The sequence below is a fragment of the Kitasatospora sp. NPDC059571 genome, assembly GCF_042735675.1.
GTDB lineage: Bacteria > Actinomycetota > Actinomycetes > Streptomycetales > Streptomycetaceae > Kitasatospora.
In genome coordinates this window covers 1-10,729 of record NZ_JBHWBW010000257.1, presented here as the reverse complement: position 1 = coordinate 10,729, position 10,729 = coordinate 1, and the positions used below count along the sequence as shown (strand labels likewise).

The 10,729-nt window shown below is 75.8% G+C and carries 12 protein-coding genes; 6 read left to right on the top strand and 6 right to left on the bottom strand.

The genetic code is table 11. The features are described 5' to 3' along the window. Positions 1–27: 27 nt before the first annotated feature. On the bottom strand, positions 28–609 hold the full coding sequence (locus ACFV0G_RS24925) for a TIGR00725 family protein (RefSeq protein WP_380551998.1): 582 nt from the start codon (positions 607–609) through the stop codon (positions 28–30). Continuing rightward, a complete protein-coding gene (locus ACFV0G_RS24920; RefSeq protein ID WP_380551995.1) occupies positions 522–1,580 on the bottom strand; it encodes an ATP-dependent DNA ligase in 1,059 nt (352 codons plus the stop codon). The genes ACFV0G_RS24925 and ACFV0G_RS24920 overlap by 88 nt, the downstream gene beginning before the upstream one ends. 85 nt (positions 1,581–1,665) lie before the next feature. Here ACFV0G_RS24920 and ligD point away from each other — a divergent pair, with 85 nt between their 5' ends. The 3 genes from ligD to ACFV0G_RS24905 all read left to right on the top strand — a co-directional run bounded on the left by ligD (position 1,666) and on the right by ACFV0G_RS24905 (position 5,600). Further along, positions 1,666–2,649 carry a non-homologous end-joining DNA ligase gene (gene ligD / locus ACFV0G_RS24915; RefSeq protein ID WP_380552001.1) on the top strand — a complete coding sequence of 328 codons (984 nt, stop codon included), beginning with the start codon at positions 1,666–1,668 and terminating at the stop codon, positions 2,647–2,649. A 108-nt stretch (positions 2,650–2,757) separates the two neighbouring features. Next, a complete protein-coding gene (locus ACFV0G_RS24910) occupies positions 2,758–3,822 on the top strand; it encodes an ATP-binding protein (RefSeq protein WP_380551992.1) in 1,065 nt (354 codons plus the stop codon). Further along, positions 3,819–5,600, top strand: a complete 1,782-nt coding sequence (locus tag ACFV0G_RS24905; protein ID WP_380551989.1) for a hypothetical protein — start codon at positions 3,819–3,821, stop codon at positions 5,598–5,600. Before ACFV0G_RS24910 ends, ACFV0G_RS24905 begins: the two co-directional genes overlap by 4 nt. A 34-nt stretch (positions 5,601–5,634) precedes the next feature. Here ACFV0G_RS24905 and ACFV0G_RS24900 read toward each other — a convergent pair whose 3' ends face one another. From ACFV0G_RS24900 to ACFV0G_RS24890, 3 genes are all read right to left on the bottom strand, one after another. Beyond that, positions 5,635–6,330, bottom strand: a complete 696-nt coding sequence (locus tag ACFV0G_RS24900; RefSeq protein WP_380551986.1) for a histone deacetylase — start codon at positions 6,328–6,330, stop codon at positions 5,635–5,637. Beyond that, positions 6,327–7,175, bottom strand: a complete 849-nt coding sequence (locus ACFV0G_RS24895; protein ID WP_380551983.1) for an SMP-30/gluconolactonase/LRE family protein — start codon at positions 7,173–7,175, stop codon at positions 6,327–6,329. Before ACFV0G_RS24895 ends, ACFV0G_RS24900 begins: the two co-directional genes overlap by 4 nt. 122 nt (positions 7,176–7,297) lie before the next feature. Continuing rightward, positions 7,298–7,627, bottom strand: a complete 330-nt coding sequence (locus ACFV0G_RS24890; RefSeq protein WP_380551980.1) for a deoxyxylulose-5-phosphate synthase — start codon at positions 7,625–7,627, stop codon at positions 7,298–7,300. 128 nt (positions 7,628–7,755) lie between these two features. On the opposite strand from ACFV0G_RS24890, the gene ACFV0G_RS24885 reads away from it, so the two are divergent. From ACFV0G_RS24885 to ACFV0G_RS24875, 3 genes are all read left to right on the top strand, one after another. Then, entirely contained in the window at positions 7,756–8,463 is a 708-nt protein-coding gene (locus ACFV0G_RS24885) for a VanZ family protein (RefSeq protein WP_380551977.1), read from the top strand. Between the two features lie 67 nt (positions 8,464–8,530). Next, positions 8,531–9,211, top strand: a complete 681-nt coding sequence (locus ACFV0G_RS24880; protein WP_380551974.1) for a response regulator transcription factor — start codon at positions 8,531–8,533, stop codon at positions 9,209–9,211. Next, positions 9,208–10,287, top strand: a complete 1,080-nt coding sequence (locus tag ACFV0G_RS24875) for a sensor histidine kinase (protein ID WP_380551971.1) — start codon at positions 9,208–9,210, stop codon at positions 10,285–10,287. The genes ACFV0G_RS24880 and ACFV0G_RS24875 overlap by 4 nt, the downstream gene beginning before the upstream one ends. A gap of 61 nt (positions 10,288–10,348) precedes the next feature. Here ACFV0G_RS24875 and ACFV0G_RS24870 read toward each other — a convergent pair. Beyond that, positions 10,349–10,729 (bottom strand): aminotransferase class I/II-fold pyridoxal phosphate-dependent enzyme (locus ACFV0G_RS24870; protein ID WP_380551968.1); only part of this gene is annotated, 381 nt, incomplete at its 5' end.

Genomic DNA, 10,729 nt, shown 5'->3' with positions numbered 1-10,729 from the left:
CACCGTGCCGTACGGGCCCGGCGGGCCTCACCCCGCGGCGAGGGCGGCCGCCACCCCGGCCGCCGCGGTGGCCACCCGGCGGACGTCGTCCCGCGGCGCACCGCCGTCGGCGGCGGCCACCGTCCAGCCGTCCAGCACGAGGACCGGCGTGCCGGTGCGCCGGGCGAGCGCGATCTCGCTGAGCGTCCCCCAGCTGCCGCCGACCGCGATCAGCGCGTCGCAGCAGGCCACCAGGACGCCGTTGCGCAGCTCGCCGAGGCCGGTGGCGAGAGCCACCGTCAGATGGGGGTTGCCCGCGGCGCGCTCCCGCCCCGGGAGCAGTCCGACCACCGTGCCGCCGTGCTCGGCGGCCCCCTGCGCCACCGCCGCCATCACCCCGCCGAGGCCGCCGCAGACCACCACCGCGCCGGCCCGCGCCAGCAGCCCGCCGACCCGCAGCGCGGCCGCGCACTGCGCTGCCGAGGCCTCGCCCGGGCCGATGACCCCGACGTACCGGGGTCCCTCGGGCGGCGGGCCGCCGCTCAGCGGAGGATCTCCGCGAGGTCGTACGACACCGGTTCCTCCAGCTGCTCGTAGGTGCAGCTGAGCGGCTCGCGGTCCGGGCGCCACCGCTTGAACTGGGTGGTGTGCCGGAAGCGGGTGCCCTCCATGTGGTCGTAGCCGACCTCCACCACCCGCTGCGGGCGCAGCGGGACCCACGAGAGGTCCTTGGTGCCCGTCCACCGGCTCACCGCACCCGGCAGCCGGGAGTCCGCCTGGGCGCTCTCGTCGGCCCAGGCGGCCCACGGGTGGCCGCCGAGGTCGGTCATCCTCAGCTCCGCGAGCTCCTCGACGAGTTCGCGGCGGCGGGCCATCGGGAACGATGCGCTGACCCCGACGTGCTGGAGCCGGCCGTCCCCGTCGTACAGGCCGAGCAGCAGCGAGCCGACCACCGGGCCGCTCTTGTGCTCGCGGTAGCCGGCCAGCACGCAGTCGGCGGTGCGCTGGTGCTTGATCTTGAACAGGGAGCGCTCGCCCGGCGCGTACGGGGCGTCCAGCGGCTTGGCGACGACGCCGTCCAGGCCGGCGCCCTCGAAGCGCTCGAACCAGCCGCGCGCGGTGTCGAGGTCGGTCGAGGCGGGTGCCAGGTGCACGGGGGCCGCGGCGCCGGCGAGCGCCCGTTCGAGGGCCGTGCGCCGGTCGGCGAGCGGGCGGGCGTCCAGCGCCTCGTCGCCGAGGGCGAGCAGGTCGAAGGCGACGAACGAGGCCGGGGTGCGCTCCGCCAGCAGGTTCACCCGGGAGGCCGCCGGGTGGATCCGCTCCAGCAGCTCCTCGAAGCGCAGCCGGCCCTCCCGGGCGATCACGATCTCGCCGTCCACCACGCACCGCTGCGGCAGCTCGCGGCGGAACGCGGCGACCAGCTCCGGGAAGTAGCGGGTCAGCGGCTTGGTGGTGCGGCTGCCGATCTCGACCTCGTCGCCGTCCCGGAAGACCACGGCGCGGAAACCGTCCCACTTGGCCTCGTACTGCATGCCCGGCGGGATGTCCGGCACCGCCTTCGCGAGCATCGGCTTGACCGGCGGCATCACGGGAAGGTCCATGGCTCCGATCGTCCCCGGGCCGGACGGCGTGCGCGCGCCGGACCGCCCGCCCGGGCCTAGCGTGGGACCCATGGGCTCACCTGCGGTGGAACTGGACGTGGACGGCCGGGCCGTGCGGCTGTCGAACCCGGACAAGGTGTACTACCCGGCGCGCGGCTTCACCAAGCGGGACGTCGCCGAGTACTACCTCGCGGTCGCGCCCGGGGTGCTGCGCGGGCTGCGCGAGCGGCCGACCACGCTGCAGCGCTTCCCGGACGGCGTGGACGCCGATTTCTTCTACCAGAAGCGCGCACCCAAGGGCCTGCCCGACTGGCTGCCGACCGCCCGGATCGAGTTCCCCAGCGGGCGCAGCGCCGACGAGATCTGCCCCACCGAGCAGGCCGCCGTGCTGTGGGCGGCCAACCTGGGCTGCCTGACCTTCCACCCCTGGCCGGTGCGGCGGGCCGACACCGAGCACCCCGACGAGCTGCGGATCGACCTCGACCCGCAGCCCGGCACCGACTTCCACGACGCCGTGCGCGCCGCCCACGAACTGCGCGCGCTGCTGGAGGAGTACGGGCTGCGCGGCTGGCCGAAGACCTCCGGCGGCCGCGGCCTGCACGTGTACGTGCCGGTGGAGCCGCGCTGGACGTTCACCGACTGCCGGCACGCGGTGATCGCGCTCGGCCGCGAGCTGGAGCGCCGCATGCCGGGCCGGGTGACCACCGCCTGGTGGAAGGAGGAGCGCGGCGAGACGATCTTCGTGGACTACAACCAGATGGCCCGCGACCGCACCATCGCCTCGCCGTACTCGCTGCGCGCCCGCCCCGAGGCGACCGCCTCCGCGCCGCTGCGCTGGGAGGAGATCGACGACGTGGTGCCCGCCGACTTCGACCTGCGCACCCTGCCCAAGCGGTTCGCCGAGGTCGGCGACCTGCACGCGGACCTCGACGAGCACGCCTTCGACCTCGACCCGCTGCTGGAGCTCTACGCCCGCCAGGACGCCGGCGACCTGCCGTACCCGCCGGACCACCCGAAGATGCCCGGCGAGCCCGCCCGCGTCCAGCCGAGCCGCGCCAAGCACGGCTGACGCCGCACGCCGCCCCTGCCGCAAGGGGGGGCGAAAACCGGGTGCACCGGTGGACGTTGCTTCGGATACTGGTCGGCGACCCCTCCCCCGACCAGCAGAGGATCCTCCGTGCAGGGTGCCGTCTCCGTCTCGCCGTCCCAGGTTCCCGAGCTGCTGCTCGGACTGGCCACCGTCAGGCCGGTCTTCCTGTGGGGTGCGCCGGGCATCGGCAAGTCGTCCCTGGTACGGGACTTCGCCGAATCGCTGGGCCTGCCCTGCGTCGGCCTGATCGGCACTCAGCTGGCGCCGGAGGACCTGATCGGCGTCCCGCAGATCACCGCCGAGGGCCGGTCCCGGTTCTGCCCGCCGGAGGCGATCGCCCGCGACGAGCCCTACTGCCTGTTCCTGGACGAGCTGAACGCGGCCACCCCGGACGTGCAGAAGGCCTTCTACTCGCTGATCCTGGACCGCCGGATCGGTTCCTACGAACTGCCGCAGGGCAGCATCGTGATCGGCGCCGGGAACCGCTCCACCGACGGCGCGCTGGCCCGCCCGATGGCGTCCGCGCTGGTCAACCGGCTGGTCCACGTGCACCTGCGGGCCAGCGCCACCGACTGGCTGGCCTGGGCGGCAGACAGCGGCATCCACCCCTGGGTGCAGGACTACCTGACGGACCGTCCGGACCACCTCTGGTCGGCGCCGCCCAAGTCCGAGGAGCCGTTCTCCTCGCCCCGCGCCTGGCACATGCTCTCCGACGCCCTGCACTCCTTCGGCCCGACGCTGACCGAGGAGACCCTCAAGGTGGTGGCCCACGGGCTGCTGACGCCGCAGCACGCGGTGGCGTTCTGCGGGTACGCGAAGATCGTGCGCAACTCGTACGGGCTGGACGCGATCCTCAAGGGCGACGCGCGCTGGCCGCACCGCACCGAGGACCGCGACCTGCTGTACTACCTGGCCGACTCCTTCCGCGGCCGGCTGGTGAAGGAGCTGCCGGCGCGCAAGGAGCATGCCTCCAACGCCCAGCGCCAGACCGCCTTCCGGGCCAAGTCGCTGCTGGTGCAGCTGGCCGAGATCTCGGTCGAGGTGGCCCAGACCGTGATCGCGGACGGCACGGACGGCAACCCGGTGCTGCCCTCGTGGTTCCTGATCGAGGCGGCCCGCGACATGCCCCGGCTGGTCGAGGCGCGGCGGTGAGCCGGCCCCGGCCGGCCAAGGCCGCCGACCCGGCCGCCGAGGCCCTCGCCGAGGGGCTGGCGCTGCTGCGCCGCAACACCGCCTTCGCCTCCCTCGACGTGTCGATCTGCCGCAGCCCGGACTGCCGGCAGAAGCCGGACGGGGACGGCTGGGCGGTCGCGGACTCCGCCGGCGTGGTGCACGTGAACGCCCGGCGGCGGGCCGAACCCGCCGAGTGGGCCTGGGTGCTGGCGCACAGTCTGCTGCACCTCGGGTTCGGGCACCTGCCCGCCGAGCGGGGGCCGCGCACCCAGCCCGACGGCTTCCTGCTGGCCGCCCGCTGCCACGTGGTCAACCGCTTCCTGGCGACCTTCCCGGTGGGCCGCGCACCCGTCGAACTCCCGTCGGCCTACGCCGGCGGCGACGAGGAGGACCTCGCGGCCCGCTGGCGCCGGGACGGCCCGGTCGCGGTCAGCGGGACGGCCGGGCACCGGCCGGACCAGCTGCTCGTCCCGTGGTCCGGCAAGTCGGCCCCGGAGGACTGGACGATCGCGTTCGCGGCCGCCCTGACCCGCACCATGTCGGCGGCGATGGACGTGGCCGGCGGCCGCCGCGACGAGCTCACCGGCGTGCGGCAGCCGGAGCGGCCGTGGACCAGGGCGCTCAACTGGTTCATCTCCTCCTACCCCCTGCTCAGCGGCATCGCGGCCGGGATCACCCTGGTCGCCGACGCCGAACTCGCCCGCGCCCGGGGCATCGCGATCGCGGCCGTCAGCGCCGAGGCCGGCGAGATCTACCTCAACCCGCTCCTGCACCACAGCGACGAGGAGTGGCGCTTCATCCTGGCCCACGAGATGCTGCACGCCGCGCTGCGCCACGGCGACCGCTGCGGGGCGCGCGACCCGTACCTGTTCAACGTCGCGGCCGACTACGTGATCAACGGCTGGCTGCTGGAGATGGGCGTCGGCTCGATGCCCGACGGGCTGCTGCACGACCCGGAGCTGGCGGGCCTGTCGGCCGAGGAGGTGTACGACCGGATCGTCCGCGACCGCCGCCGGATCCGCCGGCTCGCCACCCTGGCCGGCAAGGGGCAGCCGGACGTGCTGGGCGAGCCGCCCGGGCCGCCGCGCGACTACGTCGACCTGGACGACTTCTACCGCCGCGGCCTGCAGCAGGGCTTCGACCTGCACCGGCGCGAGCGCGGCCTGCTGCCCGCCGGCCTGATCGAGGAGATCCGGGCGCTGGCCCACCCGCCGCTCCCTTGGGACGCTCAACTTGCCCGCTGGTTCGACGAGTTCGTACCCTCGCCGCAGGCGGCACGGAGCTACGCCCGGCCGTCCAGGCGGCAGTCCTCCTCGCCGGACATCCCGCGGGCCGGACGGTACTTCCCGCCGCAGGAGGAGGCCCGCTGCACCTTCGGCGTCGTCCTGGACACCTCCGGTTCGATGGACGTCCGGCTGCTCGGGCTCGCCCTCGGCGCGATCGCCTCCTACGCGGCCGCCCGTGACGTGCCGGCGGCCCGGGTGGTCTTCTGCGACGCCGCGCCGCACGACGCCGGCTACCTGCCGCCGGAGGAGATCGCCGGACGGGTCCGGGTGCGCGGCCGCGGCGGCACCGTGCTCCAGCCCGGGGTGGACCTGCTGGAGCGGGCCGAGGACTTCCCGCCGGCCGCGCCGGTGCTGGTGATCACCGACGGCGAGTGCGACGTGCTCCGGGTGCGGCGCGAGCACGCGTACCTCGTCCCGCAGGGCGCCGGGCTGCCGTTCACGCCGCGCGGCCCGGTCTTCCGGATGCGCTGACCCGCCGGGCCGTCCGGCGGCGGGGCACCCGCGGTCAGTCGGCGCAGGCGGCCAGGATCCCCGCCGCCGTCCAGCGGCCCGCAGCGCCGGGCCGGGCGGCGAGGTGGCGGGCCGCCCGGTCCGGCGGCCAGCCGTGCGCCTCGCCGAGGCCGGCGAGCAGGACCTTCAGATAGCGCGCGGACGGTGCGGCGAGCGGATCGTCCGCGCCGTCGACGGACGTGGTCAGGGTGAGGACCGGGCGGCCGTCCAGGGTGCCGCAGCACACCACGGTCTCGTACCGGCCGGGACCGAGGCGGTGCCGGCCGGGCGCCAGGGCGGCGGCCAGGTCCAGGTCGGGGGCGGCGCCGGGGACGCGGTGCATCTCCTGGGCGGCGACGTCCGCGACCTGCTGGACCGTCAGCAGATAGCCCCGGCCCGGCGACTCGTCCGGCGCCTGCGGGTCGAGCTGGGCCAGGCCGCCGCCCCAGACCCCGGAATCGCCCGCGAAGTACACCGACCCGGCCAGCAGCAGCGCGGTGTCCGCGGCCGGCGGCCGAGGGTCGCGGCACCCCGGGTAGGTGCGGGCCGCGCCCGGCGGCCGCCCGCCCGCCAGGTAGCAGTCGAAACGCGCCCGCAGCAGGTTGGAGCCGTACGCCGCGTACCAGACCCGGCCGGTGTCCGGGAGCCCGACCGGCACCACCGGGTCGGGGCGGCGCGGCGGCAGGGCGGGCCCGGTCCGGCCCGCGGTCACGGGCGGCGCGCCGCCGGGGCCGGGGCCGGCACGGCCAGCAGCCGGCCGGTGCGGGAGGCGGTCGCACCCGCGGTGCCCTGCCACTCGGCGGCGGTGACGAACAGCTGCGGGTCGGTGTCCGGGCCGCCGAGGGCGCACGAGAAGCAGCCGCGGTCGGCCTCCACCGTCCGCAGCACCTCACCGCCCTCACGGACCCGCACGCAGCGGCGGTTCGGCACGTCCGCGAACCAGAGCGCCCCCTCGGCGTCCAGCGCGATGCCGTCCGGCGCGGAGCCCTCGACCGCCGCCCACACCCGCCGCCCGGTCAGACCGCCGTCCTCGCCGATGGCGAAGGCGGTGATCCGGGAGGCGTACGACTCGGCGACCAGCAGGGTGCGGCCGTCCGGGGTGACGGCCATGCCGTTGGGGAAGGCGAGGTCCTCCGCGACGGTGCGCGCGGCGCCGTCCGGGGTGACCAGGGCGACCAGGCCCGGGGCCGGCTGCTCCCCCGTCATCAGGTCGAAGCCGATGCAGTTGAGGTAGGCGTTGCCGCGGCCGTCCGCGGCAACCTCGTTCCAGGGCCGGTCGCAGAGCGGCCGCAGGTCGGCGTACGGGGTGAGGGTGCCGTCGGTCTCACGGCGCAGCAGGCTGCGGCGGCCGCCGGAGACGACCAGCAGCCGCCCGTCGGGCAGCGGGTCGATGCAGAACGGGAAGTCCTCCACCCGGCCGACGGTCTGCCGCTCGCCGTCGGCGCCGACGGTGATCAGCTCGTGGGCGCCCCAGTCGCAGAGCCAGAGCCGGCCGTCGTGCCAGCGCGGCGACTCGCCGAGGACCAGGCCGTCCAGGAGTACGCGGGGCTCTGGCACGGGGGCTCCTCCGGGACGGGCTGGACGGCCTCCATCATGTCCGGGCGGCGGCCCGCCCCCGGGGTGTCCGCGCCGGTCCGGCGTGTCGCCGGGCGGCGGGACGTCCCCGGCTGCCAGGCGGGTCAGTGCAGTTCGGGGCGGACCAGGGCCTTGGCGGTCGGTTCGCCGGTCGCCCGCGCCCGGTCCAGCCGCCGGCGCACTCCGGCCGGGGTCCGCGGCCGGTAGCCGGGGCCGCCGCAGCAGCTCTTGTGGAAGCCGATGCCCGCGTTCAGCAGCACCGACAGCGTCCGCCAGCCGGCGGTGTCGTGCCGGCGCGGCGCGGCGAAGGCGGACCCGACGTGGACCAGGGCCTCCGCGCAGCGCGGGCAGCGCCGGTCGCGGCCGTCGGGGTAGGGCTGCTTGTACGAGGCCCGGCAGGGCAGGCAGACGTAGGAGGTCTTCGCGTGGGCCATGCGGTCAGCGTACGGGCCGAGGGCACGATGACCCGAGGGGTTTTCGACCCTCCGGTCGGCCGGGTGTATCGCGGGCCTATCGAGAACCGCATACGCCGCCGCAACGGCCCGACGTGTCCCATGGGGGCATGAACCAGAACGCCTCCCCGCGGGCACCGCGCCACCGCACCCGCAGGATCGTGCTCACCGGCCCGGCGGTCCTCGGGACGGCCTGCGCCGCGTTCGTCGTGCGGCGGCCGCTCATGATGTCCGCACCGAGGTGCCTGGCCGGTCGGTGGCACGGCTGCTACGACACGTTCAACGGCGTGGTGCTGATGACGCTGGTCGCGCTGCCGGTGGCGGCGCTGGTGGTGTGGGCCCTGGCGCACCGCCGCCGGGCCCGCGGCGTCACGTCGGCCTGGCGGATGTCGCTGGCGGAGGTGGGCATGGTCCACGGGACGGTGCCGCTCCTGTGGCTGACCATGATGCCGGGCGCCGGACCGGGCACCGCCCCGCGCCGGGTGAGCCTCGTCCCGCTGCGGGACCTGCTCACCATGGGGCCGCTCGGGATCGGCGGCAACCTGCTGATTTTCGCGGCACTGGGGTTCTTCGCCCCGGTGCGGTTCGCGGCACTGGCGTCCCTGCCGCGGATCCTGGCGCTCGGGGCGGCCTGCTCGGTGCTGGTCGAGACCCTGCAGTACGTGCTGTGGCTGGACCGGGTGTCCTCCGTGGACGACGTCCTGGTCAACGCCGTCGGCGCCGTACTGGCCGCGCTGGCCTCGCGCCGCTGGTGGCGCACCACGGCACCGGCCGCGGAGGAGGACCGGCCGCGCCCCGCGCCGGCACCGGTCGGCTGAGCCGCACCCCCGGTCCACCCGCGTCCTGCATACGCCGGCGATAGGCGGTGCTGCTTAGGCTTCGGACATGCGCGTACTGATCGTGGAGGACGAGCCCTACCTCGCCGAGGCCGTCCGGGACGGTCTGCGGCTGGAGGCGATCGCCGCCGACATCGCCGGCGACGGCGACTCCGCCCTGGAGATGCTCGGCGTCCACACCTACGACCTCGCGATCCTCGACCGGGACATCCCCGGCCCCTCCGGCGACGAGGTCGCCCGGCGCATCGTCGCCTCCGGCAGCGGCATCCCGATCCTGATGCTCACCGCCGCCGACCGGATCGACGACAAGGCCTCCGGGTTCGGGCTCGGCGCCGACGACTACCTCACCAAGCCGTTCGACCTGCGGGAACTCGTCCTCCGGCTGAGGGCGCTCGACCGCCGGCGCGCGCACGCCCGGCCCCCGGTCCGCGAGATCGCGGGCCTGCGGCTCGACCCCTTCCGCCGGGAGGTCTTCCGGGACGGACGCTACGTCGCGCTCACCCGCAAGCAGTTCGCCGTGCTCGACGTCCTCGTCGCCGCCGAGGGCGGGGTCGTCAGCGCCGAGGAACTGCTGGAACGGGCCTGGGACGAGAACGCCGACCCCCTCACCAACGCCGTGCGCATCACCGTCTCCGCCCTGCGCAAACGGCTCGGCGAACCCCGGGTCATCGCCACGGTGCCCGGGGTCGGCTACCGCATCGACACCGGCACGGACACCAGCGGCCGATGAACCGACGGCCAGGGCTCAGCGCCCGACTCAGGCTCACCCTCAGCTACGTGGGATTTCTCGTCGTCGCCGGCGCTCTGCTGCTGGCCGTGGTGTGGATGTACCTGCTGCGCTACGTCCCCGACAACAGCAGGGGCCTGCTCGGGATCTCGCCCAACCGCTACCTGCTGGTGCACACCTTCGCCCCCGCCGCGGCCGTGGCGATGGCCTTCCTCCTGGTGTTCGGGCTGGTCGGCGGGTGGATCCTCGCCGGGCGGATGCTCGCACCGCTCACCCGGATCACCGAGGCGGCGCGGCTGGCCGGGAGCGGGTCGCTGTCGCACCGGATCCGCATGAGCGGCCGCCGGGACGAATTCCGGGAGCTCTCCGACGCGTTCGACTCGATGCTCGAACAGCTCGAGTCGCACGTCGCCGAGCAGCAGCGGTTCGCCGCGAACGCCTCCCACGAACTGCGCACCCCGCTGGCGATCTCGCGGACGCTCCTCGACGTCGCCCGCAAGGACCCCACCCGGGACCGCGGCGAACTCGTCGAACGCCTGCACGCCGTCAACACGCGGGCGATCGACCTCACCGAGGCCCTCCTGCTGCTCGGCCGCGGCGGCCGCGCGGACTTCCCCCGCGAGAACGTCGACCTCTCCCTCGTCGCCGAGGAGGCCGCCGAAACGCTGCTCCCCCTCGCCGAACAGCGCGGGATCACGCTCGACGTCACCGGCACCCAGGCCCCGACCAGCGGCTCCGCGGAGCTCCTGCTGCGGATGGCGACCAACCTCGTCCAGAACGCCGTCGTCCACAACCTCCCGGCCGGCGGCACCGTGACCGTCCGGACCGGGACGAACGGCGGCACCAGCGTGCTGCGGGTCGAGAACACCGGCCGCCGGCTCCCGCCGGACCTGGTGCCGACCCTCACCGAACCCTTCCGGCGCGGCACCGACCGCGTCCGCACCGACGAGCACGCCGGCGCCGGCCTCGGGCTGGCCATCGTGCAGAGCGTCGTCCGCGCCCACCACGGGACCCTCGACCTCGTCCCGCGCCCGGACGGCGGTCTCCTCGTCACGGTCCGGCTCCCCGGCGGCCCCTAGCCGCCGTCCCACCGTCCGGAGCGGGGGCGGCCCGGAGCCGAGCGGCCGGCGGTCGCCCCGCTCAGCCCCGCTGCGGGGCGGTCGCCACGATGATGCGGACGGCGTCGGCGATCTGGGCGTCCGTCAGGTCGCCGCGGGCGGTCAGGCGCAGCCGGGAGATGCCGTCCGGCACGGACGGCGGCCGGAAGCAGCCGACGGCCAGTCCGGCGGTGCGGCAGTCGGCGGCCCACTGGACGGCGGCCTCCGGGCCCGGGGCGCGGACCGAGACCACGGCGGCGTCCGGGGTGGAGGCGTGCAGGCCGGCGGCGGTGAGCTCGGCGGCGAGCGTGTGGGCGACCTCGCGGGCGCGCTCGGCCCGGTGCGGCGCGGCGGCGCCCCGCCCCCCCCCCCCGGGGGGGGCCCCCCCCCCCCCCCGGGCCGGGCCGGGGGCGGCAAAGGAAGG

Bases quoted from the DNA above. Each gene is read 5' to 3' on its own strand.
- ACFV0G_RS24880 (WP_380551974.1), top strand. From the start codon at position 8,531: ATGCGCGTACTGATCGTGGAGGACGAGCCCTACCTCGCCGAGGCCGTC.
- ACFV0G_RS24875 (WP_380551971.1), top strand. From the start codon at position 9,208: ATGAACCGACGGCCAGGGCTCAGCGCCCGACTCAGGCTCACCCTCAGC.
- ACFV0G_RS24885 (WP_380551977.1), top strand. From the start codon at position 7,756: ATGAACCAGAACGCCTCCCCGCGGGCACCGCGCCACCGCACCCGCAGG.
- ACFV0G_RS24920 (WP_380551995.1), bottom strand. From the start codon at position 1,580: ATGGACCTTCCCGTGATGCCGCCGGTCAAGCCGATGCTCGCGAAGGCG.
- ACFV0G_RS24890 (WP_380551980.1), bottom strand. From the start codon at position 7,627: ATGGCCCACGCGAAGACCTCCTACGTCTGCCTGCCCTGCCGGGCCTCG.